Source organism: Citrobacter sp. Cpo015 (genome assembly GCF_030333035.1).
In the GTDB taxonomy this organism is placed as follows: domain Bacteria; phylum Pseudomonadota; class Gammaproteobacteria; order Enterobacterales; family Enterobacteriaceae; genus Citrobacter; species Citrobacter portucalensis.
Genome location: NZ_JAOWGS010000019.1, coordinates 243,811 through 268,018 on the forward strand (window position 1 = coordinate 243,811; position 24,208 = coordinate 268,018).

A 24,208-nucleotide genomic window follows, 5' to 3' on the forward strand; every position below is an offset into this window, starting at 1 on the left:
TCAGGGCTGGTGTTTGCGTGAAGGCAGAAAAATCGTCATTAGCCCTGCCATGATGCACAGTACCCCTGCCAGCGCTTTCACTGAAAATGTTCCCTGCCAGCCGGGCAGGATCATTGAGGCAACCCACACCAGCACATAGCTCAGGCTGAGTAGGGCATAGGCTTTGCTCAGCGCGAGTTGGTGTAGGGCTTTATGCCAGCAAATAACCGACAGCAAATACCCTGCCAGCCCGGCATATAAAGCAAACGCACCAATACTGACAGAGAATACGGCGGAGATGAACGCCAGCGGCTGCAGCATTGGCGGCAGATTATCCATCGCAAAGCCAAGGCTCAACTGGGCAGCAGAGGTGATAATAACGCTACATAATCCCCAAAATATGCCCATTACACTGCGCTCCCAAGAATAAATATGCCGGTAATGATTAGCCCAACGCCCAGCCAGTGGCGGGTTGTGACGGGTTCGCGCCAGATTTTCCATGCCGCGAGAGTAACCCAGACAAAGTTAAGGCTCAGCATGGGATAGGCAATACCGACAGGAATGTTTTGTAAAACCGCCAGCCATAGCAGCATGGCCAGACCGAGGCTTGCCAGAGCAAGCCCAATCCATTGCGTAATGTAGCGTTTTCGTGCACGAACAGACACCGGTCGGGTCGCCTGCTTCTGGCATAGCTGGCCGCAGACGCTGAGCAGGCTGGCGAGGACTAAGGCTATCCAGATCATTTGGGCCGATACTGAATCAGGACCAGACGCCCCTGATTATCAATGTAGTCAGCGGGAGGGATGGCAAGCTGATTAATATCTTCATTCTTATCAATCGAGAGCACGAGCGTAATGTTTCCTTGCTGTCGATGTTGCGCTAACCAGTCGGCAAAGCCTTCCCGGCTGACAAAGCGGCCTTGAGCATCTGGGTAGCTGAGGCCGTATTTTAACTCGCCCGTTTGTCCGTACATCATGATGTCGTCGCGCTTCAGGCTCCAGGCCAGTCCCGCAGCGACGCCAACGCTGTCGGTGAGAATATAACGGCTCGGCTCCAGCGATTCTTTGGTCATCTCGACAAAAAACTGCGGCTGTTTAGATTCCATCACCCGGTCAGGAATGGAGAAGCCAAATAACAGCGCCAGCCCTAATGGGCATAGTGCTGCGAATTTCCAGTTCTTCTCGCGGTTATTTAGCGTATACCAGCCAAAAAGCGTCCAGATGATAAAGATGCCCCAGGCACAAAAAACCTTATACGTTTCGATATGCGACCAGACCGGCGTCTTCAATGGTCCCAGCGTGGAAACAATAAACGTAGCGACGATGCCGACGACACCAAATAGCACGTTGATCCAGCCATTGATGCGCAGGGATGCTGAGTCTTTTTCCGCAGCCTGCAGGCCGAAGCGCGCCGTTAATATCGCCAGCGGCGCGAAGCAGGAAAGAATATAGGTCGGCAGTTTTCCTTTCGCGATGCTGAAAAACAGGATTGGCATAATAATCCAGCTTAACAGGTACAGAGCACTGCGCGGAACATCCCGCTCACGCCAGCCCGTACGCAGCGCGCCGGGAAGCAGACCGAGCCACGGTAATGTGCCTGCCACAAATATCGGGATGTAGTACCAGATAGGAGCCTTATGCTGGGCATCATCCTGCGCAAAGCGCTGAATATGTTCAACCCAGAAGAAGTAATGCCAGAAATCCGGTTCGCGTTGTGCAATCGCTATACCCCACGGTAGTACGATCGCGATGCAGCCGATCACCGCCAGCAGACCGTAGAGAATGAGGTCTTTCCAACGCTTTTGTGCAAAAACCCAGGGTAATACGCTAAGCACAGGGACAGCGAGTGCCAGAAAACCTTTGGTCATTACACCCATACCGCAGGTCAGCCCAAGCAGCAAAAAAGCGATGATTTTGCGTGTTCTGGTGGTGGCCTGCATGCCTTCCCAAAAACAGCACATGCCCGCCATCAGCCAAAGCGCTATGATGGGATCAAGTACCGCGTAGGTGCCGATGCTGTAAACCGAAAAAAACGTTAAAAAGATAGCGGAGGAGAGTATGGCGGTACGCTTATCCTGCCATAACCGCATGGCAAGCCAGGCTACCAGTAATGCGGCCAACAAAGTGGCAAAAATAGCACCCGCTCTGACACCAAAATTGTTTGCGCCAAACAGCCATTGTCCGATGCTGTTCAACCAGTATCCGGCAATTGGTTTTTCAAAATAACGCAGCCCTAAAAAGTGTGGAACGATCCAGTCACCAGAGTTGAGCATTTCCCGGCTGATTTCAGCATAGCGCGTTTCATCAGGCTGCCAGAGCATACGGCTGTTGATAGGTAAAATAAAATACAGTGCGATTAAAGCGATAAATGCCAGAGTGTAGCGGGCAGCAGGTTTCATGGTGTCACACTCACCGGTTGTTGGCAGCCGAGCCATCCCTCTCTGCCGGGTATTTTTCCACGTACTATCTGTCCTAACGGCAGCGTACTGATGTCGTCAGGTAACAGCTCGCCAAGCGGGCAGAATGTCATCCCCATATCGGCAGCACGAATGAGCAACTCGTCAAAATTCTGATGAAAGGCGATACCTTCAACTTCCGCATGAATGGTGTACACCGGTGTTCCTCTGCTCATCTGGATGTGGGAGAGAATATAGGAGTTGAAGTCCACCGCCTGGACCTCCTGACCAACCACTTCATCCCATGTTGGTAGGGTGACGGGAATTTGTGGCGTCCCCGTTTTCCCGGATTCCAGCACCGGACGAAATAACGACGTTCCCCGACAGTCACTGTTATAGCGCAGATGGAATGCTTCTTTGGCATGGACGACACGGTTGTCGGCACGCCATCCGGCAACGGCAGAGCAGGTGACTGGCTGACCGATGATGGCTTCAAGTGCGGTGATACCTTGCGAAATATCATCAATCAGCTGTTTGTCATTCCAGTTTCCGCTTCGCGCCTGCCAGGCGTGATGATCCCAGGCATGCAAACCGGTTTCATGAATCTGGGCGGTTTGTGCAATGATTGCCGCGTTGGCCTGGCCGATCTCTTTTCCCGGCCATGCGGTTCCCGCCAATAAAATATCCCATCCGTAGAGCGATGCTGCGTTTGAACGCAGCATCTTCCACAGAAATTGTGGCTTCACCAGACGCCAGAGATGGCGTCCCATGTTGTCAGGCCCAACGCTAAAGAAAAAACTTGCCCGAACGTTATGTCGGTTTAATGTCTCCAGCAGGCGGGGCACGCCTTCGCGCGTCCCCCTGAATGTATCGACATCAATGCGCAAGCCTACTTTGGTCATGATGTGTGTTCCGTGATATCCACACTGCGTAAGAAGAAGTCCAGCGTCTCTTCTACCGTTTCCTGCATCTCAATGGTCGGTTCCCAGTTCAGGCAGCGTTTTGCATTGCGAATGTTAGGCTTACGATGCTCAACGTCTTGATAACCTTTACCGTAGTAGGTGCTGCTTTCGACGTCACGGAAACCGGCAAACGGCGGGAAGTGGTTACGCAACGGATGTTTTTCAAAGCAGGAAAGCAGCATTTCTGCCAGTTCCTGAATACTTGCTTCGTTCTGTGGATTACCGATGTTGATAATCTCACCGTCACAGCGGCCGCCTTCGTTTTCAATGATGCGGTACAGAGCTTCGATACCATCGCGAATGTCGGTAAAGCAGCGTTTTTGCTTACCGCCTTCAATCAGCTTAATCGGTGAACCTTCCACGAGGTTGAGGATCAGCTGTGTAATGGCGCGTGAGCTGCCGATACGCGCGGCGTTAAGGCTGTCCAGACGCGGTCCCATCCAGTTAAACGGGCGGAACAGGGTGAAGCGCAATCCCTCTTTTTCGCCGTACGCCCAGATAACACGGTCCAGCAACTGCTTGGATACGGAGTAGATCCAGCGTGGTTTATTGACCGGACCGACGATCAGATTCGAACTGTCTTCATCAAAGACTTTGTCGGTACACATGCCGTAGACTTCGGAGGTTGACGGGAAAATGATGCGCTTGCGGTATTTCACGCAGTAACGAATGATTTTCAGGTTCTCTTCAAAATCGAGCTCAAATACGCGCAGCGGGTTGCGGGTATATTCGATAGGCGTTGCGATCGCCACCAGCGGCAGTACAACGTCGCATTTTTTCACATGATATTCAATCCATTCGGAGTGAATGCTGATATCACCTTCGACAAAATGGAATCGCGGATGTTGCAGGAAACGCCCAATGGCGTCGCTGCCAATATCGAGTCCATACACTTCGTAATTATCTTCTTGCAGCAGGCGCTCGGTCAGATGGTTACCAATGAAGCCGTTAACGCCGAGGATCAGTACGCGAGTACGGCGTTTGCTGGTGGTCACTGACTGGCTGTTCAGGCGAGAACTTGGCACCAGACCCAGAACTTGCGCCAGTTGTGAACCCTGCATTGCAATACCATCGCCAGCTTGTCCGGTAATAATCTCCAGTGCGCCATCGACACAGGCGATCAGTAAAGGAGACACGGAGATGACGGTGCCCGGCTGGGCCGCAATGTCGTTTGTGCAAACGCGCGATGACCAGACGGTGAACTTTTGCGTGCCGACATAGCTAAATGCACCCGGCCATGGATCGCTGACGGCACGGACCTGGTTATGTAATTCCGCAGTAGGCTTGTTCCAGTCGAGGAAGCTATCTTCCGGTGTGCGGCGACCAAAACAGGTCGCCTCTGCTTCCTGTTGGGAGAGTTCTGCATAATCTCCCGTTTTAATCGCGGGCAGCGCCTCTTCCAGCAGGTGACGCGCAGCCTGGCACAGCTTATGGTGCAGCGTTAACGCCACATCATCCGGTGAAATAGCGACACGCTGCTGGGCAACTATGGCACCAGCATCCGCGCGTTTAACCATGCGGTGAAGCGTGACGCCGGTTTCGGTTTCACCATTGACCAATACCCAGTTCAGCGGTGCGCGGCCACGGTATTTCGGCAGCAGCGAGCCGTGCAGATTAAATGCACCCTTAGGGGCAAGACTGAGGATCTCATCACTCAGTAAATGGCGATAGTAGAACGAGAAGATAACATCGGGTGCCAGTTGGCTAATGCGCTCAATCCACAGGGGATGATTAACCTCGTCTGGGGCGTAAACCGGAATACCGGCGCTGGCCGCGAGGCGGGAAACAGATCCAAAAAACGCTTTTTCACCCGGGTTGTCGGTGTGCGTAAAAATGGCAGCGATTTCATAACCTGCATCCATCAAGGCCTGGATACCCTGACATCCCATATCGTGATAGGCAAATACGACGGCTTTCATGCGCGGTTTTCCTCGGTTGACTGCGTAGTTTGTGGGCGGATAACGTGTTGAACAAAATAGCGGGGGCGGGCGCGGACATCGTTATAGATGCGACCGATATATTCGCCGAGTAAACCCATGCCAATAAACTGTGCGCCGATAAAGGTAAACAGGACGGCAAACAACATGAATACCCCTTCTGCTGCCCACTGTGGGCCGAGCGTCAGGCGCAGAACAACAAGCAGGACTGATAAGGTAAAGCCCGTGGCAGCGATCACGCTGCCCAGCAGGCTCAACATGCGAAGCGGTGTTGTGGTAAGGCAAGTCACCAGGTCATACATCAGGTTGATCAGACGCATGAAGCTGTATTTGGAGTCACCAAATTCACGCTCTGCATGATGTACCGGGATCTCCGTGGCGCGACGGGCAAAAATGTTGGCCAGAATAGGGATAAAGGTGCTGCGCTCCTGGCAATGCAGCATGGCATCGACGATGTGACGGCGATAGGCGCGTAGCATGCAGCCGTAGTCGCCCATTGCTTTACCGGTGGTTCGTTGGATCAGATGGTTGATCATTCGTGAGGCGGTCTTACGAAATACGCTATCCTGACGGTTCTGGCGTACCGTGCCTACCACATCGAAACCCTCATCTGCAGTGGCGACCAACCGTGGGATCTCCTCCGGCGGGTTTTGCAAATCAGCATCCAGCGTGATGATCAAGTCTCCGGTGACATGGCTGAAACCGGCCATAATCGCCGAGTGCTGTCCGTAATTACGATTCAGTAAAATAGAGACAATATGGCTGTTCGGTGCCTGAGAGGCGTCCATCATCAACTGAGCGGAACGGTCGCTGCTGCCGTCGTCGATTAGCAGAATTTCATAGTCTTTGCCCAATTTCTCGCAGGCGTCGCTGGTGCGTCTGATTAACTCTGGCAGGCTTTCCTGTTCATTAAAAACGGGAATAACAACCGAGACTTTTTTAATCGGTGTGGCTTCAAACATGCTCATTGTCCTGCTATCTCGCGAAGCGCCGTAATGACCCGCTGAGTGTCAGCGTCGGTCATGTCGGGGAATAACGGCAGCGAACAGATGCGTGCGCTATTCCATTCTGTATTTGGGAGCGAAAGGGTAGTGAAGCGTTCGCGATAATATTTTTGCGTATGGGCTGCACGAAAATGCAGGCCGGTGCCGATATCTTTGGCCTTTAGCGCTTCCATCAGCGCATCTCTGCTCAGGCCACAGCGCGCTTCGTCAACGCGAATGATGAACAGATGCCAGGCATGAACGTGCGACCACTGCGGTAGGCCCAGCGGTTGAAATGACGTATCAGCCAGCGCTTTTTGATAGTGCTGGGCAATTTGCGCCCGGCGTGAGTTCAGTTGCTCCAGCTTATTGAGCTGTACCAGCGCAATAGCGGCATTGATATCCGTCAGGTTGTATTTGTATCCAGGTGCAAGCACTTCGGCCTGCGGTGCCCGACCATAGGTTTGTCGATCAAAAGCATCAACGCCCAGACCGTGAAACTTCAGACTGCGAAGCCGCTGAGCAAGCTGGCTGTCGTCGGTAACGATCAGTCCACCTTCCGCACAGGTGATATTTTTAATAGCGTGAAACGAGAAGATTGCCGTGCCGCGAGCACCGACATGACGGCCCTTATACAATGTCCCTACGGCATGGGCTGCGTCTTCTATTACCGGGATTCCATAACGCTCGCCAATGGCATAAATTGCGTCGAGGTCGGCGGGGGCGCCAGCATAATGTACTGGAACAATGGCTTTGGTTCGTGGGGTAATAGCAGCTTCAATTTGCTCAGGTGTCACCATAAGCGTATCGCGGTCGACATCGATCATCACTGGCGTCGCCCCCAGCAAAACAATCATGTTGAGGGTAGAAACCCACGTCATCGACGGCGTAATGACCTCGTCGCCCGCACCAATGCCCAGCGCCATCAGCGTAATGTGCATTCCTGCAGTGGCGGAGCAAACGGCGACGGCATGCTTATTCCCCGTGAGCTGGCAAAAAGCCTCTTCCAACTGTTGATTTTTCGGGCCGGTGGTTATCCATCCAGAGTCCAGAACCGCCTTCACTGCGGCAAGTTCTTCAGCGCCCATGGCCGGGCGAGAGAAAGGCAAAAAGTCAGACATCATTATTCCTTCAAGCCATTTAACGCCACCGAAGTTTTATTTTTAGTGATAAACAGGGGCGTCGTTAATTATTTCATCAGGCTACAAAGGTTAATGACTGAAGGTTAATTTATCCTTAAGAGTTTAAGGTTTGGGAACGATAGCTAAATAGAGGTGTTTTTATGTTTATCTTAATGAAATTAAGTGTCTTTTTAGGTTTTTGCGACATTGCTGTTTGCTATAAGTTGATGAGTGCAATGCCGCTATTCAGAATGTTAATTATATGCCGTTATTAAAATGATAACCTACAGTAACCCTTTTAAGGTTAACGTTTTACGCGTGGCGATATTTAAATCGTAGGCACTGAGATCTTCCGGTTTAACCCAGGCGAATGCCTGGAACTCTTCGTTAATCTTCACTTCACGATTCGCCGCGACACAATCGAAGATAAGATAAATCATGTAAATCTCTTCCTGACTGCCATCAGCATAGGTTTTAGTGCGAATATCATCACTGAAGGTCCAGGGGGTAATTTCTGATAACACCAGTTGCTCGCCCAGCTCTTCCCTCACTTCACGGCGCAGAGCTTCTTCAATACGTTCACCCGGTTCAACACCGCCGCCAGAAAGCGCCCACTGACCGGGAAACACACCGCGGTCATCAGCCATTTTGCAGAGTAAATAACAGCCATCGTTTTGAATTAATGGGCAAACAATCGTTCTTTGGCGCATCAGTCGAGTCCTTGTTGGGGAGGTAGAGAAAATTCCGTCATGCACGCATCTTACCTTTTGCTGGCGGCAGAAAAAATGTTTCATCGGTGATCAAGAGCGCTTTGGCAGGGAAAACAGGATGTTTGTTGAAAATGACGTTCTGGGACGTCCAACGGTGTAATTGGCACAAGAATTTAACCTTAAATAAATCTTGTGAGTAGTATTTAGTTACAATATGTCATTGCATCGCTTTTTTAGCTCATTGATTCCTCGCCATCTGACAGTACAATTCATCGGTTTTGGGGCTATGTTTTGATTCTTGCTGGAAAGGATAGAAAATGAAAAAAAGTTTAATGTTGGGTTTTGCCGGAATGCTGTTTGTTTCCGCGTCGGCTAGCGCGATTAGCATCAGCGGCCAGGCTGGTGAAGACTACACCAACCTGGGCTTCGGTATGGGCACTGAGAGTACTGGTCTGGCCGTCAGCGGTAACTGGATGCATAACGATGACGACGGTGATGTTGCCGGGCTGGGTTTAGGTTTGAATATCCCACTGGGGCCGCTGATGGCGACCGTTGGTGGTAAAGGTGTTTATACTAATCCAAACGATGGCGATGAAGGTTATGCTGCTGCTGTCGGTGGTGGTTTACAATGGCCAATTGGCGATAGCTTCCGTCTGTTTGGTGAGTATTATTACTCTCCTGATTCACTTTCCAGCGGTATCGACAGCTATGAAGAAGCGAATGCCGGTGCGCGTCTGACCATTATGCGTCCGCTGAGCATCGAAGCCGGTTATCGTTACCTGAACCTGGCAGGCAAAGACGGCAACCGTGATAACGCGATTGCTGATGGCCCGTACGTTGGGGTTAACGCCAGCTTCTAACATTTCTGGCGCGGCGTTCAGTCGCGCCTTCCCCCCTCCATGCGTTATAGTGTTTTCATCATAAAAGCAGGAGAACACGATGTTAAACGTGGAGATGCTATCCACAGGGGATGAAGTGTTGCACGGACAAATCGTCGACACCAATGCCGCCTGGCTGGCCGATTTTTTCTTTAATCAGGGTTTACCGCTAACACGCCGCAACACGGTAGGTGACAATCTTAACGATTTGGTCGCCGTTTTGCGTGAGCGTAGCGAGCACGCCGATGTACTGATCGTTAATGGCGGTCTGGGACCTACCAGCGATGATTTGAGCGCGCTGGCAGCGGCAACGGCAAAAGGCGAAGGGTTGGTGCTGCATGAAGCATGGCTGGCCGAGATGGAGCGATATTTCCGCGATCGTGGCCGCGTGATGGCGCCAAGCAACCGCAAACAGGCTGAACTTCCGGCCAGCGCTGAGTTTATCAATAATCCGGTGGGTACCGCGTGCGGGTTCGCCCTGAAGCTTAACCGCTGCCTGATGTTCTTTACACCGGGTGTACCGTCAGAATTCAAAGTCATGGTGGAGCATGAGATCCTGCCTCGTTTGCGTGAGCGTTTCTCTTTGGCTCAGCCCCCGTTATGCCTGCGATTAACCACCTTTGGCCGTTCTGAAAGCGACCTGGCGCAGAGCCTGGATCCGCTCCCGTTGCCACCGGGAGTGACAATGGGCTACCGCTCCTCAATGCCGATTATTGAGCTGAAGCTGACCGGGCCGGATTCTCAACGGGAAGCGATGCTGGCGCTGTGGCCAGAAGTTAAGCGGGTTGCCGGGCAGAATATGATTTTTGAAGGTACGGAAGGCTTACCCGCGCAAATCGCCCGCACGTTGCAAGAACGGCAATTCAGCCTGACGCTGAGCGAACAATTCACCGGTGGTCTGGTGGCATTGCAGCTTTCTCGTTCGAATGCGCCACTGTTGGCGAGTGAAGTGGTTCCGCCTCAGGAAGAAACGCTGGCGCAAACGGCGCATTGGATAACCGAGCGACGCAGCAAGCATTATGCTGGATTAGCACTCGCGATATCGGCTTTCGAAAACGAACATATTAACTTTGCGCTGGCCACGGCTGATGGGACACACGCCTTGCGCGTACGGCTGAATGCAAATCGCTACAGCCTGGCGATTCGTCAGGAAGTGTGCGCGATGATGGCACTAAATATGCTGCGCCGCTGGCTTAACAATCTGGAAATCGCTAGCGAACACGGCTGGATCGAAGTGGTTGAGTCGTTGACGATTTAATCACAGATTGGGAAGGCTAAATGCCTTCCCAATCTGGCTCATGCGGTGGTATCGCCAGGCAATAGCCCGGTAATTAACTGAACTAAATCACGATCAATACCTTGTTCCAGCATTATGTGAGCGATACGTAGGGCTTCTTCTTGCGTACCTTTTTGCACCCCTTGCTGTATCCCTTCTTGCAGTCCATTTTGGTGGCCTTCCTGCCTGAGCCTCTCTGCAATTGTCATCAGCTTCTCCTTGTGATGGGGGGATCGTTCGGCAACTTCGCGGATAAACTCGCTGACGCGAGAAACGTCGCCGTACCGTATCAGGTAATTAAATAGCGTTTGTAGCTGGCTGTCATTAGCAGTGCTTGTAACTAATAGCGAGACCAGTCGATCCACTAACCCCATTAAGTCACGATCGCGGATATGTTTTTGCATCAATTCAAGCAGCGCAACCCTGCGATGCTGCGCGATTTCATCGTCAGGTATTACGGTAATGTCGACCAGCGGAAAAGCCTCTGAATACAGTTGTCGCGCCAGTTGCGGATTATCAAATTCATCCAGCCAGTTGAGCGACCAGGGATAGGGACTTTGTTGGCCGTGATAAAACAGCATGGGGATCACCAGCGGCAGCGTTTTATTCCCGGCATCAAGATGATGCTGCATCGCCGCGGTGGCATAACGCATCAGGCGAAATGCCATATGCGGTACCGCGGTACTCTGATGTTCAATAACACAATAAATATAGCCCTGACCTTCGCGGGTTTTTAGTGACCACACTACGTCGGAGTAGTATGCGCGGAGATCTTGTTCGATAAAACTGGTGGACTCCAGCTTCAGCGTTTGTAAATCACATATCTCACGTAATGCGATAGGAAGGTGTATCTCCAGAAAATCCCGAGCCATCTCAGGGTAAGACATTATCTTTTTAAAAACGGCATCATGCGGTGTAGATGTAGTGGATTTAGCCATGGTAGTCCGTCACCAGAAAGAGAAGATGGCGTGACGGTATCCACTTTTAATATGCGCTGCATGCGGGAAATGGGTTCTTTGCGTGGGTGAATCAGAGATAAATACGTCCGACTGCAACGTATTCAATTAAGCGGAACGGGCTACGCAAAAATGCCCGGTAGCAAACACCACCGGGCAACAGAGTTAACCCAACGCTTTGGCAAGCAGGGTGATAGGATGTTCGCAGCGTTTGCTTGTTGACATCTCAATCTGCCATTTACAGGTTTCGCAGTCGGTGACGACGATATCAGCGCCGCTTTCTTCAATTTGGCGGAATAACGGTGCGCCAATCGATTGTGATGTCGGGTAGTTTTCCTTTTTAAAGCCGTAAGTCCCGGCAATCCCGCAACACTGAGAATCCAGCACCGTCAGCTCCAGCCCTGGAATTTGTCGCAGTAGCTCCAGCGTATAGAGCGTCCAGCCCATTTTCTCCATGTGACATGGCGTGTGATAGACCACCTTCAGCGGCAGCGTTTTCAGCGGCAGCGTTTTACCTTCATCCAGCTTGCGCCACAGCCAGCGGGTTGCCAGTTCAATGTGTTCACGCAGGCCTGAGTTGTCGACATCCAGCACTTCCGGATATTCATCACGTAGCGCAAAGGTACAGGTTGATGAGGTGGCGATCACCGGAATGCCTTTGCCATCAATCGCCTCCCTGAGTGAGGCCACGTTGCTTACTGCCTGCTTACGCGCTTTATCGGTAAAACCGTTGGCAATCAGCGGCACGCCACAGCATTTCTCTTTACTCAGCAGTTGCACGCCAGTACCCATCGCATTCAACACCTTGATCAGGTCTTTGCCGAGCTGGGGATGGTTGTAATTCACAAAACAGCCGTGGAAAAAGGCGACCTGATCCTGATATTGCGCCTGCTGTGCGGCAACGCTGCGATACCAGCGGCGGAAGGTGCCAAAGGAGTACTTCGGCAGCGTACGACGATGATCGATTTTTAACGCGTAATCCAGCAGTTGACGCACCGGTTTTAATGAGGTGGCGGTATTCACTATTGGGGCGAAGGGAGTGGATACGCTGCCCATTAAATCGGTATGGCTTAAGACAAAGTTACGCAACGATGGGCGTGTCGTGTCGTATTTGGCGCGCGCACGCTGAATGATATCGCCGATTTTCACGTCTGACGGACAGGCCACTTCGCAGCGTTTACAGTTGATGCAGTATTTCAGCGCGTCGTCATATAGCGCGCCATCTTTCAGGCGCAGACGTTCACCGTCCGGGCCGGCCTGCTTAGGGCCAGGGTAGCTCGGATTGACGCGGCTTACCGGGCAGGCGGTGGTGCACACCGTACATTTGATACAACTTTCAAAACGTGTGTCGCTCATTGCTGTCCTCCTGCACGTTTCGCAATATGATGTGCGGCATGTAAGGCGCTAACTGCACACACGCCGCCTCCGCAACCCTGGGCGATAGGATCGAATCCGCCGAGGACGGAACCGATGGCATACATGTTCTCTATCGTTTTTCCCGCCAGTGATGGACGCAATGCGGAATCGGTTGTTACGCCAAACTGTTGCCACGGTTGTGGATCGAAAACATCACGCTTATACCACTCGGCGCGGGTAGCTGTTTGCTGTACATCCAGTCCCAGGATTGGTTCATGGATTGCCTCACGCGTGGCGACCAGCCCGCTGCTGAAGAAACTGCCGCTGGCGAGCACGGCGAAACGTGGCCGCAAGGGGATATCGGCATGATTTCGGGTCCAGATTTCGCTGACCACGCCATCCTGACAGGTGATTTTTTTCACTTCATCACCCGGCATCCACACACCGCCCTGGCGCACAAACTGGCGCTGTAATTTGTTGTGCAAACGCATGCCCAGTACCGAAGGTGGTAGGGTCGGTAACAGTGTCAGCGAGCAGGGGAGGCGCTCGTTAAGCCACTGCCAGAGCCGCTCATCGGCCAGACCAAAGCATGCCGGCATGATTATCATGTCGCAGGTTTTTGCCATAGGCAGCAATGCGTCATAGAGCAGCGACCATTTATCTTCGTTATCCAGCAGGCGCGCAATATTAACGGCGCGAAACTCGGTTGGGTTATCACGCAGGACATCCAGCTCCGGTAGCTCGATTTCTGCCGTCTCGACGCTGAGATTGCGTTGGCGTAATGACGCCGCGGCGAGATGCGCCTGAAAATCCAGTAACCCGCTAATCCCTACAACGCAGATACGCTGCGCGGACAGCGGCCAGACCGGCACTTCCGGGGAACTTAACCAGGTTGAGCGCAGGGTGCCCAGCGGGGTAACACGTTGATGCGCCTGATGCACTTTGCCCTGCAAATGTGTTCCGCATTCTTCCAGTAAATTTTGCGCCTGCTGGGCCAGTTCCAGAACGTTCTGCGTTCCGATGGTGCTATACGGATGTGCGGGTGCCTGAGTGCGCAGCGCATTCAAACCCGCTTCTATATCCGTCACCGGCTGACCATCGGGTAAGCTGCTGAGCAAATCCAGTGAGCCGGAGGAAAAATGCAGGGCGCTTTGGCCGCGGGTAACAATCGTGCAGCGCAGTCCGCTTTTTTGCAGTTGCAGGCCACATAGCAGTCCGGCGAGGCCGCCGCCGATAATGACGGTATCAAATTTCATCCTGGTGCTCCTTTTCCAGACCACACAACCCTTGATAAACCCAGCGCGTGAATTCGCTTTCGCGCAGCGCATCTCCCCAGGCGATGGGCTGCACGCCTTTCCAGCGTTCGTTGAGGAAGTCGGAAAGCTGGGTAATGGACTGCGCTGCGGTAGTGACATTGAAACGTTGCAGCAAACCTGCGGCGCGACAGGCACACAATTCGCCCTGGCAGGTCCCCATTCCAACACGGGTACGGCGACGCAAATCGAGCAGGCTGTTGACGGTTAAATTCTCGACGGCGTATTGCACTTCGCCTGCGGTGACTGCTTCGCATTCACAGACCAGACTGCGGTGCTGGCGGCCTTCGCTAAGCCACGCAGGGGTGCGATCGCCGTGACGGTAGACCGCCGAGCCGCGCAGTGGAGCTGGCAATGAGATCACGCGTTTAAGCGTATGCTCGGTAGATTCCTGTGAGCCAGGCAGCGCGGTGTCTGCCGTTGTGCAAGGCTGGGTATTGCCCAGCTTACGGCAAACGGCATCGGTGGCCCATTCCGCCATCAGGCGGTAGGTCATCAGTTTGCCGCCGGTAATGGTGATAAACCCTTCCAGTCCGTCACGTTCAGCGTGATCGAACAGTACAATCCCACGGCTGACGTTACGACCGCTTGGGTCGTCGTCGCTGGCCACCAGCGGGCGTACGCCGGAGTAGGCGCGTAAAATGCGTGTTTTCGCCATAATCGGCGCCAGCTTCTCGCCTTCACGCAGCAGAATATCGACCTCTTCTGCGGTGACGCGGTTGCTGTCGATATCGTCGTAATCAATGTGCTGTGAGGTGGTACCGATCAGTGAAATGGTATCGCCAGGCACCAGAATATCGGCGTCAGAAGGCTTACGGCAGCGGTTAATGACATGCTGGTTAATACGATGATCCATAATCAGCAACGAACCTTTGGCCGGGAACATACGGATGCTCAGATCGGCATATTCCGCAATGCGTTGACCCCAGATCCCAGCGGCGTTGACGACAACCGGTGCATGCAGGGACTGCATTTCGCCTGTCAGATGATTGCGCACGTTAACGCCGCAAACCGTTGCGCCTTCGCGGATCAGTCCCGTCACTTCATGCGCCGTTAAGATAACCGCGCCATGCTCACGCGCATCCAGCATGTTAGCTGCTGTTAAGCGGAAAGGATCGACCGTGCCGTCTGGTACTTTTACTGCACCAATCAGCTGTGGATTCACAGAAGGTTCGATAATACGTGCCTGCTGAGGGTCAATCGCTTCTGCGCGAATCCCTGCCTCTTCACAGGCGCGAATAAAGGTGGCCTGGAAGGACAGCTCATCCTCCGGCAGAGTAATAAACAGACCGTCCGTTGGCTCAACGCAATGACGGGCGATACGTTTCAGAATTTGGTTTTCGCTGATGCACTCACGGGCAGATTCAGCGTCGGTGACGGCGTAGCGTGCACCGCTGTGCAGCAGGCCGTGGTTGCGTCCGGTCGCACCTGTGGCGATATCGTGGCGTTCCACTAAGATGACGCGCAACCCGCGCAGCGCACAGTCACGTGCGATCCCTGCACCTGTTGCTCCTCCACCAATGATAATCACGTCACTTGTTTGCGAGTCGCGAGTTTTCATTGTTTTTCCTCACAGTTCGTTTTTTATCATTTAGCCACATAAAAAACATGGATTGTTTGATTTCGCGCATAATCGCTCATTATTCGAAAATGAAACGTGATTTCGTGCGCCTTTATGAACATTTGTCATAAATCTGTAACAATATGTGCTGCGTTTCACATTTTTGTTATGTATCTTTCCTTAACATCGCGGCCACACTGGGAGCGGTAGGGTAGTAATGACGAACTGCAGTGTTTACTTCGAATGAAAGACGGCCACGGAGGCTACACTATGTTGAGCATTTTTAAACCAGCGTCACACACGGCGCGTTTACCTGCAGCGGAGATCGACCCGACATATCGTCGATTACGTTGGCAGATTTTTCTGGGGATTTTCTTTGGTTATGCCGCGTACTATCTGGTACGTAAGAACTTTGCCCTTGCGATGCCGTATCTGGTTGAACAAGGTTTCTCGCGTGGCGATCTGGGTTTTGCGTTGTCCGGTATCTCCATTGCTTACGGATTTTCGAAATTCATCATGGGGTCCATTTCGGATCGCTCGAATCCGCGCGTTTTCCTGCCAGCCGGTCTGATACTGGCCGCCGCTGTGATGTTGTTCATGGGCTTTGTGCCGTGGGCGACATCGAGCATTGCTATTATGTTTGTGCTGCTGTTCCTCTGCGGATGGTTCCAGGGGATGGGCTGGCCGCCGTGTGGCCGTACCATGGTGCACTGGTGGTCGCAGAAAGAGCGTGGAGGCATTGTTTCCGTCTGGAACTGTGCGCATAACGTGGGTGGCGGTCTGCCTCCGCTGTTGTTCCTGCTGGGTATGGCCTGGTTCAATGACTGGAAAGCGGCGCTGTATATGCCTGCTTTCGGTGCGATCGTCGTCGCGCTGATTGCTTTTGCCCTGATGCGTGATACACCGCAGTCCTGTGGTCTGCCGCCTATCGAAGAGTATAAGAACGACTATCCGGACGATTACACCGAGAAAGCGGAAGAAGAGCTGACTGCGAAGCAGATCTTCATGCAGTACGTACTGCCGAACAAACTGTTGTGGTACATCGCTATCGCCAACGTGTTTGTTTATCTGCTGCGCTACGGCATCCTGGACTGGTCACCAACCTACCTGAAAGAAGTGAAGCATTTCGCACTGGACAAATCATCCTGGGCCTACTTCCTGTATGAGTATGCGGGTATTCCAGGCACGCTGCTGTGCGGCTGGATGTCGGATAAAGTCTTCCGTGGTAACCGTGGCGCGACCGGCGTGTTCTTTATGACGCTGGTAACTATTGCGACCATCGTTTACTGGATGAACCCGGCAGGCAACCCGAACGTGGATATGGCTTGTATGATCATCATCGGCTTCCTGATCTACGGTCCGGTAATGTTGATTGGTTTGCACGCGCTGGAACTGGCACCGAAAAAAGCGGCGGGAACGGCAGCTGGCTTTACCGGTCTGTTCGGTTATCTCGGCGGTTCTGTGGCTGCGAGCGCCATTGTTGGCTACACCGTTGACTTCTTCGGTTGGGACGGCGGCTTTATGGTGATGATTGGCGGTAGCGTGCTGGCGGTTATCCTGCTGGTGGTCGTCATGATTGGCGAAAAACGCCATCACGAAGAGATGCAACTGAAACGTAACGGGGGCTAATAGATGAAAACTACATTGAAAAGTCTCAGCGTGGCGCTGATGCTCACAGGTATGGTGGTCAGCAGCGCGGCGGTTGCCGCAGATAAAATCGTGATTGCGCACCGTGGTGCGAGCGGTTATCTACCGGAGCATACGCTGCCAGCGAAAGCGATGGCCTATGCCCAGGGTGCGGATTATCTGGAGCAGGATTTGGTGATGACCAAGGATGACCATCTGGTCGTCCTGCATGATCATTATCTTGACCGCGTCACCGATGTTGCCGAGCGTTTTCCGGATCGTGCGCGTAAAGATGGGCGTTACTACGCCATCGACTTTACGCTGGATGAAATTAAATCGCTGAAATTTACCGAAGGCTTCGATATCGAAAATGGCAAAAAGGTCCAGACCTACCCAGGGCGCTTCCCGATGGGTAAATCTGATTTCCGCGTGCACACGTTCGAAGAAGAGATTGAGTTTGTTCAGGGATTAAATCATTCCACCGGTAAAAACATCGGTATTTACCCGGAAATGAAAGCGCCGTGGTTCCATCACCAGGAAGGGAAGGACATTGCGGCTAAAACGCTGGAAGTACTGAAAAAGTACGGGTATACCGACAAGAACGACAAGGTCTATCTACAGTGTTTTGATGTTGCAGAGTTGAAGCGCATTAAAAATGAACTGGAACCGAAGATGGGGATGGATCTCAATCTGGTACAGTTGATTGCGTACACTGACTGGAATGAAACCCAGGAGAAAAAGCCGGACGGTAGTTGGGTTAATTACAACTACGACTGGATGTTTAAACCGGGTGCCATGAAGCAGGTTGCGCAGTATGCGGACGGCATTGGGCCGGACTATCACATGCTGATTGATGAGAAGTCGAAGAAGGGCAATATCTCGTTAACTGGCATGGTGCAGGACGCACATCAGAATAAGATGGTTGTGCATCCTTATACCGTTCGCGCCGATCAACTGCCGGATTACACCACTGACGTAAACCAGCTGTATGACATTCTTTATAACAAGGCGGGCGTGGACGGGCTGTTCACCGACTTCCCCGACAAAGCAGTGAAATTCTTGAATAAAGAGTGATGGCGTAAGGCCTGTGATGCACCTCCGGTCACAGGCCTTAATGGATGAAACGTTTTAACTGCTAGATAAGGCCGTCTGCTGTCAACGTTTCCATACATGCCTGCAGGAGAAATAAAGGGCTGCCGTCCACCGGCGGCTCTTTTGCCAGTAAGGATATCTGTCGATAGAACGTCGGTTCCAGCGGGACTGAGCGTACTTTCCCACCAACCGCCTTCAGCGTTAATTCCGGTAATAACGCTATACCCAGCCCCTGACGAATAAAGCTCATCGCGGTATCCGGATGGTTAAACTCGTATTTAATGACCGGTTCAATTCCCTTCTCTTTAAATAGCGCCATGATGCTTAATTCATAGCGACCTTTGCTGATAATGAGCGGTTCTCCAACCAGTTGTTCCACTGAAATCGTTCTATTGGCCGCCAGCGGATGGCTTTCAGGAACTACAACGGTAAATTTGTCGCGATACACCGGTACGCAGTACATGCCATTTACCGGGAAATGTACAAATCCCGCATCGATATCCCCACTGCGCAGGGAATCAACGATTGCCGTGCTGTTTTCTTCATAAGGGATAATTTTGATATGCGGGTGGTGCTGCTCGAAGTGGTGGATGATACCGGGCAAAATACAGGCACAGGCGCTGGGAAAGCAGCCGATTCGCAGGGTTCTGGCCGGGTTTTGTCGCTCTTGCTCGGCAATCTCTTTCACCGCGTTGGTTTCAGACACGATCGTCCGCAGGTGTGAAACGATCCGACTCCCGGCCGGACTAAGTTGAATGTCTTTGCGGCGTTCGCGGATAAGAATATCAACCCCTAGTTCTTCCTCTAGCGCTGAAATTGCCTGGCTAACGGCGGATTGGGTCATGTACAGCCGCTTGCTGGCTTCGGTAAAACCACCGTACTCAAGTACGGCAAGCAGGGCATGGATCTGGGTTAATGTCATTAGCTCCCTCTAATCAACAATATTAAAACGATTAATTTCTCTAATATAATGGACCTGTTTATACTTGCGGTCTACCGTAAAATCACACTTCGACGCACCTGTCCGTAGTTCAGTTGAGCTGAGCGTTGCCTGCGTGCGCCGTCTGGACAGGTTGTCGAATATGAAAGAAAAACTGTGGACGAAAGATTTTTGGGCAATAACGATAATCAGCTTTATTATATTTTTTGTTTTTTATGTCCTGCTCACGCTGTTACCGATCTATATTTCGGATCGACTGCATGCCACTCCAGATAAGGCCGGATTATTAGTCACCTTCTTTTTGGGGGCCGCCATTGTTGTGCGCCCGTTTGCGGGACAATGGGTAGGAAAATATTCGAATAAAACAATTCTGGTGCTCTCTTCTCTGGCCTTTTTGGTGGTCACTGCGCTGTATCCTTTTTGCCACTCAATTGAATCACTGCTGTTGATTCGGGTGCTTCATGGTGTAACGTTTGGCGTTATTACCACGGTAAAAGGAACGATTTCCGCGCGGTTGATACCGGCCTCCCGACGTGGGGAGGGCATCAGTTTTTTCTCGTTAGCCATGGGACTGGCAATGGTTGTGGGGCCGTGGGTAGGGCTGAACATGGCACGCTGGGAAGCTTTTACCACTGCATTCTGGCTGTGTAGCGCGGTTGCCGTACTGGGTATTATCCTGTCATTGATTGTCGCCGTACCGCCGGTTATCCGTCATGCTGACGGCTCAAAACCGAAGCTGGGATTTGCTGCAATGTTTGATCGCGCCGCACTGCCTTTCGCGATGGTGACGTTTTTCATGACCTTTTCGTACGCGGGCGTTTCCGCTTTTCTCGCACTGTATGCGCGCGAGCTCGATCTAATGGCCGCCGCCAGTAATTTCCTGCTGTGCTACGCCATTTGCCTGATGATCTGTCGAACCTTTACCGGCAATATTTGTGATAAAAAAGGGCCGAAATACGTGGTCTATCCGTGTTTGCTGGCTTTCACCGTCGGGCTGGTGGCGCTTGGCTATACTAACGGCAGCATTATGATGATTATTTCCGGTGGATTAATTGGCATCGGTTATGGTTCGGTCACACCCGTATTTCAGACACAAATTATTAGTTCGGTGGAACCGCATAAAATTGGTATCGCCAATTCGCTGTTTTTCAATGCGATGGATGCGGGAATGGCAATCGGCGCGTTTATCATGGGGATGATGGTCGAGGGCGTGGGATATCGGGCGATTTATCTGGTGGGTGCGCTGCTGGTGGTACTGGCCGGGGCGCTGTATATCATGCAGATGAAAAAACGCGGAGACGTGGTACTGGTCTCCGCGCATGAAGTTCACTAAACACTACAACTCTATTTCAATATCGCCTTTTGCCCGGCAACAGCACGGCAATATTTCACCGGGCTGAATGAAGGCCAGCGGTTCTGCAATCCAGTCAACCTGTCCCGCCACCAGGCGGGTACGGCAGGAGCCGCAGTAGCCTTCACGACACTGATATTCGACTTCAACATCGTGCGACTCGAGCGCGGCAAGCAGGGAAGGGTGTTCATCCTGGCACAGCAACTGCGTGCCAGAGATGCGCAGAGTCACGCGGCCCATCAGAGCTGGAAGTTACTCAGATCGTCAGTATCGACTTCGGCATCGATCTGGCCGACCAGATAAGAGCTGACTTCCACTTCCTGCGGCGCAACCTGGACGTTATCGGACACCAGCCAGGTGTTGATCCACGGGATCGGGTTAGAACGTGTCTGGAATGGCAGATCGAGCCCAACAGCCTGCATACGGATGTTGGTGATGTACTCAACGTACTGGCACAGAATGTCTTTGTTCAGGCCAATCATTGAGCCATCACGGAACAGATAATCTGCCCACTCTTTTTCCTGCAGCGCGGCCTGTACGAACAGGTCGTAGCATTCTTGTTTGCACTCCTCGGCAATTTCCGCCATCTCCGGATCGTCCACGCCGCTGCGCAGCAGGTTCAGCATATGCTGAGTACCGGTCAGGTGCAGGGCTTCGTCGCGGGCGATCAGACGAATAATTTTCGCGTTGCCTTCCATCAGTTCACGTTCGGCGAAGGCGAAAGAGCAGGCGAAGCTGACATAAAAGCGGATCGCTTCCAGCGCGTTCACGCTCATCAGGCACAGATACAGCTTCTTCTTCAGCTCACGCAGGTTTACGACAACCGTTTTACCATTAACAGTATGCGTACCTTCACCGAGCAAATGCCAGTAGCTGGTCATCTCGATCAATTCGTCGTAGTAGCTGGAGATGCCTTCTGCGCGTTTCTGGATTTGCTCGTTGGTGACGATATCGTCAAACACCACCGCCGGATCGTTAACGATATTACGGATGATGTGGGTATAAGAGCGGGAGTGGATCGTTTCAGAAAACGCCCACGTTTCCACCCAGGTTTCCAGTTCAGGGATCGAGATTAACGGCAGCAGCGCGACGTTAGGACTACGTCCCTGAATGGAGTCCAGCAGCGTCTGATACTTCAGGTTGCTGATGAAGATATGTTTTTCATGTTCCGGCAATGCCTGGAAGTCGATACGATCGCGAGAAACATCGACTTCTTCCGGACGCCAGAAGAAAGAGAGCTGCTTTTCGATCAGTTTTTCAAAGATGTCATATTTTTGCTGATCGTAGCGGGCGACGTTCACCGGCTGGCCGAAGAACATCGGTTCCAGAAGCTGATCATTTTTCGTCTGTGAAAAAGTGGTGTATGCCATTGATGTGAATCCTGTCTGGAATGTACTGCCGGATGCGCTTTGCTTATCCGGCCTACAATACCGCGAATTAATTTGTAGGCCGGGTAAGCGCTACGCCACCCGGCAAAAGATTAAATCTTACATGCGCCGCTTTCGCAGCCATCGTCCTGAATGGACGGTACCAGATCGTCCTGAGAGTCTTCCGCACCGTCACGGGTGTTCTGATAATACAGCGTTTTGACACCAAATTTGTAGGCGGTGAGCAGGTCTTTCAGCAACTGCTGCATCGGTACTTTTCCGGACGGGAAGCGCGACGGATCGTAGTTGGTGTTGGCGGAAATCGACTGATCGATAAATTTCTGCATGATGCCTACCAGCTGCAGATAGCCGTCGTTGTTTGGCATTTCCCACAGCAGTTCGTATGCGTCGTGCAGGTGTTCGTAGTCCGGCACGACCTGACGCAGAATTCCATCTTTCGATGCTTTGATGCTCACGTAACCGCGTGGCGGTTCAATGCCGTTGGTGGCGTTGGAGATCTGCGAAGAGGTCTCGGACGGCATCAGGGCTGACAGCGTGGAGTTACGCAGACCGTGAGTTTTAATTGATTCGCGCAGGCTTTCCCAGTCGTAATGCAGGGACTCGCTGACGATAGCATCAAGATCTTTTTTATAGGTATCAATCGGCAGAATGCCTTTCGCATAGGTAGTTTCGTTAAACCACGGGCATGCGCCTTGCTCTTTTGCCAGCTCGTTAGAAGCCTTCAGCAGGTAATACTGAATCGCTTCAAAGGTTTTGTGAGTCAGGTTATTGGCGCTGCCGTCAGAGTAGCGTTTTCCATTTTTCGCCAGCCAGTAAGCGTAGTTGATCACGCCAATGCCCAGCGTACGACGACCCATCGCACCGCGTTTGGCGGCCGGAATCGGATAATCCTGGTAATCGAGCAGCGCATCCAACGCACGTACCGCCAGTACGGCCAGCTCTTCCAGTTCGTCCAGACTTTCGATAGCGCCCAGGTTAAATGCGGACAGCGTACACAGCGCAATTTCGCCGTTTTCATCGTTAACGTCGGTCAGCGGTTTGGTCGGCAGGGCGATTTCCAGGCACAGGTTGGACTGGCGTACCGGCGCGACAACCGGATCAAACGGGCTGTGGGTGTTGCAGTGGTCAACGTTCTGAATGTAGATACGACCGGTCGAGGCACGTTCCTGCATCATCAGTGAGAACAGCTCAACTGCTTTCACGCGCTGTTTGCGGATGCTGTCGTCGTTTTCATATTGGGTGTACAGACGCTCGAACTCATCCTGATCGGCGAAGAACGCGTCATACAGACCCGGGACGTCGGACGGGCTGAACAGGGTGATGTCGCCGCCTTTCAGCAGACGGGTGTACATCAGTTTGTTGATCTGCACGCCGTAGTCCATGTGACGTACGCGGTTGCCTTCTACGCCACGGTTGTTTTTCAGGACCAGCAGGCTTTCAACTTCCAGGTGCCACATTGGGTAGAACAGCGTGGCTGCACCACCGCGTACGCCACCCTGAGAGCAGGATTTCACTGCAGTCTGGAAATGCTTGTAGAACGGAATACAGCCGGTGTGGAACGCTTCACCGCCGCGAATCGGGCTACCCAGCGCACGGATGCGACCAGCGTTAATGCCGATACCGGCACGCTGAGAAACATATTTCACAATTGCGCTGGAGGTTGCGTTGATGGAGTCCAGGCTGTCGCCGCACTCGATTAGTACGCAGGAGCTGAACTGACGCGTTGGGGTACGCACGCCGGACATAATTGGCGTCGGCAGCGAGATTTTGAACGTAGAAACGGCGTCGTAGAAACGTTTTACATATTGCAGACGTGTTTCACGCGGATAGTTAGAGAACAGGCAAGCCGCTACCAGAATGTAGAGGAACTGTGCGCTTTCATAGATCTCACCGGTAACACGGTTTTGCACCAGATATTTACCTTCCAACTGCTTCACCGCAGCGTAGGAGAAGGTCATATCACGGTCGTGTACGATGAACGAGTCCATCTGCTTGAACTCTTCTTCCGTGTAGTCTTCCAGCAGATGATTGTCGTATTTGCCCATTTCAACCATTTTCACGACATGGTCGAACAGCTTTGGCGGTTCAAACTCACCGTACGCTTTTTTACGCAGATGGAAAATCGCCAGACGGGCAGCCAGATATTGATAATCCGGCGCTTCGCGGGAGATCAGGTCGGCGGCTGCTTTGATGATTGTTTCATGGATGTCGGAGGTCTTGATTCCGTCATAAAACTGAATGTGGGAGCGCAGCTCGACCTGAGAAATCGATACGTTATTCAGTCCTTCTGCCGCCCAATCCAGAACTCGGTGGATTTTGTCGAGATTGATGCGCTCTGTACTACCATCACGCTTTGTCACCAGCAGACTCTGATTCATGTGGTT

General features: G+C 52.3%; 21 protein-coding genes. 5 read left to right on the forward strand and 16 right to left on the reverse strand.

The window, feature by feature from the left end; genetic code table 11:
* From arnF to nudI, 8 genes are all read right to left on the reverse strand, one after another.
* The gene (gene arnF, locus OGY67_RS01250; RefSeq protein ID WP_103014181.1) at window positions 1–387 is read right to left on the reverse strand and encodes a 4-amino-4-deoxy-L-arabinose-phosphoundecaprenol flippase subunit ArnF; all 387 of its coding nucleotides are present in this window, start codon (window positions 385–387) and stop codon (window positions 1–3) included.
* Complete coding sequence (gene arnE, locus OGY67_RS01255; protein ID WP_003834709.1) at window positions 387–722, reverse strand: 4-amino-4-deoxy-L-arabinose-phosphoundecaprenol flippase subunit ArnE; 336 nt, start codon at window positions 720–722, stop codon at window positions 387–389. Before arnE ends, arnF begins: the two co-directional genes overlap by 1 nt.
* Window positions 719–2,377 (reverse strand): lipid IV(A) 4-amino-4-deoxy-L-arabinosyltransferase, encoded by a 1,659-nt coding sequence (arnT, locus tag OGY67_RS01260; protein WP_286573797.1) that lies wholly within the window; start codon window positions 2,375–2,377, stop codon window positions 719–721. Before arnT ends, arnE begins: the two co-directional genes overlap by 4 nt.
* Window positions 2,374–3,276: a 4-deoxy-4-formamido-L-arabinose-phosphoundecaprenol deformylase gene (arnD, locus tag OGY67_RS01265; RefSeq protein ID WP_008785331.1), complete on the reverse strand. Its 903-nt coding sequence runs from the start codon at window positions 3,274–3,276 to the stop codon at window positions 2,374–2,376. Before arnD ends, arnT begins: the two co-directional genes overlap by 4 nt.
* Window positions 3,273–5,255 carry a bifunctional UDP-4-amino-4-deoxy-L-arabinose formyltransferase/UDP-glucuronic acid oxidase ArnA gene (arnA, locus tag OGY67_RS01270; RefSeq protein ID WP_286573160.1) on the reverse strand — a complete coding sequence of 661 codons (1,983 nt, stop codon included), beginning with the start codon at window positions 5,253–5,255 and terminating at the stop codon, window positions 3,273–3,275. The genes arnD and arnA overlap by 4 nt, the downstream gene beginning before the upstream one ends.
* A complete protein-coding gene (gene arnC / locus OGY67_RS01275) occupies window positions 5,252–6,235 on the reverse strand; it encodes an undecaprenyl-phosphate 4-deoxy-4-formamido-L-arabinose transferase (protein WP_008785329.1) in 984 nt (327 codons plus the stop codon). Before arnC ends, arnA begins: the two co-directional genes overlap by 4 nt.
* 2 nt (window positions 6,236–6,237) lie before the next feature.
* Window positions 6,238–7,377: a UDP-4-amino-4-deoxy-L-arabinose aminotransferase gene (arnB, locus tag OGY67_RS01280; protein WP_048224702.1), complete on the reverse strand. Its 1,140-nt coding sequence runs from the start codon at window positions 7,375–7,377 to the stop codon at window positions 6,238–6,240.
* 284 nt (window positions 7,378–7,661) lie between these two features.
* Window positions 7,662–8,087: a nucleoside triphosphatase NudI gene (nudI, locus tag OGY67_RS01285; RefSeq protein WP_048215870.1), complete on the reverse strand. Its 426-nt coding sequence runs from the start codon at window positions 8,085–8,087 to the stop codon at window positions 7,662–7,664.
* Window positions 8,088–8,404: 317 nt separating this feature from the next.
* On the opposite strand from nudI, the gene OGY67_RS01290 reads away from it, so the two are divergent.
* Together OGY67_RS01290 and OGY67_RS01295 are read left to right on the forward strand one after the other, a co-directional pair.
* Window positions 8,405–8,947, forward strand: a complete 543-nt coding sequence (locus OGY67_RS01290; protein ID WP_048215871.1) for a YfaZ family outer membrane protein — start codon at window positions 8,405–8,407, stop codon at window positions 8,945–8,947.
* 79 nt (window positions 8,948–9,026) lie between these two features.
* On the forward strand, window positions 9,027–10,223 hold the full coding sequence (locus OGY67_RS01295; RefSeq protein WP_048215872.1) for a nicotinamide mononucleotide deamidase-related protein YfaY: 1,197 nt from the start codon (window positions 9,027–9,029) through the stop codon (window positions 10,221–10,223).
* 38 nt (window positions 10,224–10,261) lie between these two features.
* On the opposite strand, the gene OGY67_RS01300 is transcribed toward OGY67_RS01295, so the two are convergent.
* The 4 genes from OGY67_RS01300 to glpA all read right to left on the reverse strand — a co-directional run bounded on the left by OGY67_RS01300 (window position 10,262) and on the right by glpA (window position 15,427).
* Complete coding sequence (locus OGY67_RS01300) at window positions 10,262–11,179, reverse strand: Rpn family recombination-promoting nuclease/putative transposase (protein WP_286573163.1); 918 nt, start codon at window positions 11,177–11,179, stop codon at window positions 10,262–10,264.
* A gap of 183 nt (window positions 11,180–11,362) precedes the next feature.
* A complete protein-coding gene (gene glpC, locus OGY67_RS01305) occupies window positions 11,363–12,553 on the reverse strand; it encodes an anaerobic glycerol-3-phosphate dehydrogenase subunit GlpC (protein WP_003834686.1) in 1,191 nt (396 codons plus the stop codon).
* A complete protein-coding gene (glpB, locus tag OGY67_RS01310; protein ID WP_071445255.1) occupies window positions 12,550–13,809 on the reverse strand; it encodes a glycerol-3-phosphate dehydrogenase subunit GlpB in 1,260 nt (419 codons plus the stop codon). Before glpB ends, glpC begins: the two co-directional genes overlap by 4 nt.
* Entirely contained in the window at window positions 13,799–15,427 is a 1,629-nt protein-coding gene (gene glpA, locus OGY67_RS01315) for an anaerobic glycerol-3-phosphate dehydrogenase subunit A (RefSeq protein WP_032944055.1), read from the reverse strand. Before glpA ends, glpB begins: the two co-directional genes overlap by 11 nt.
* Before the next feature lie 270 nt (window positions 15,428–15,697).
* On the opposite strand from glpA, the gene glpT reads away from it, so the two are divergent.
* Together glpT and glpQ are read left to right on the forward strand one after the other, a co-directional pair.
* Window positions 15,698–17,056: a glycerol-3-phosphate transporter gene (gene glpT / locus OGY67_RS01320; RefSeq protein ID WP_198801522.1), complete on the forward strand. Its 1,359-nt coding sequence runs from the start codon at window positions 15,698–15,700 to the stop codon at window positions 17,054–17,056.
* 3 nt (window positions 17,057–17,059) lie between these two features.
* The gene (gene glpQ / locus OGY67_RS01325) at window positions 17,060–18,127 is read left to right on the forward strand and encodes a glycerophosphodiester phosphodiesterase (protein ID WP_032944051.1); all 1,068 of its coding nucleotides are present in this window, start codon (window positions 17,060–17,062) and stop codon (window positions 18,125–18,127) included.
* Window positions 18,128–18,188: 61 nt separating this feature from the next.
* Here the strand turns inward: glpQ and OGY67_RS01330 are convergent, their stop codons facing one another.
* Window positions 18,189–19,067 carry a LysR family transcriptional regulator gene (locus OGY67_RS01330; protein ID WP_057066394.1) on the reverse strand — a complete coding sequence of 293 codons (879 nt, stop codon included), beginning with the start codon at window positions 19,065–19,067 and terminating at the stop codon, window positions 18,189–18,191.
* A gap of 160 nt (window positions 19,068–19,227) precedes the next feature.
* Between OGY67_RS01330 and OGY67_RS01335 the strand changes: the two genes are divergently transcribed.
* Complete coding sequence (locus tag OGY67_RS01335) at window positions 19,228–20,418, forward strand: MFS transporter (RefSeq protein ID WP_079934560.1); 1,191 nt, start codon at window positions 19,228–19,230, stop codon at window positions 20,416–20,418.
* A 3-nt stretch (window positions 20,419–20,421) separates the two neighbouring features.
* On the opposite strand, the gene yfaE is transcribed toward OGY67_RS01335, so the two are convergent.
* From yfaE to nrdA, 3 genes are all read right to left on the reverse strand, one after another.
* The gene (yfaE, locus tag OGY67_RS01340) at window positions 20,422–20,676 is read right to left on the reverse strand and encodes a ferredoxin-like diferric-tyrosyl radical cofactor maintenance protein YfaE (RefSeq protein WP_003027609.1); all 255 of its coding nucleotides are present in this window, start codon (window positions 20,674–20,676) and stop codon (window positions 20,422–20,424) included.
* Complete coding sequence (gene nrdB, locus OGY67_RS01345) at window positions 20,676–21,806, reverse strand: class Ia ribonucleoside-diphosphate reductase subunit beta (RefSeq protein WP_003834668.1); 1,131 nt, start codon at window positions 21,804–21,806, stop codon at window positions 20,676–20,678. Before nrdB ends, yfaE begins: the two co-directional genes overlap by 1 nt.
* Window positions 21,807–21,916: 110 nt before the next feature.
* Window positions 21,917–24,202, reverse strand: a complete 2,286-nt coding sequence (gene nrdA / locus OGY67_RS01350; protein ID WP_048215880.1) for a class 1a ribonucleoside-diphosphate reductase subunit alpha — start codon at window positions 24,200–24,202, stop codon at window positions 21,917–21,919.
* Between the last annotated feature and the right edge of the window lie 6 nt (window positions 24,203–24,208).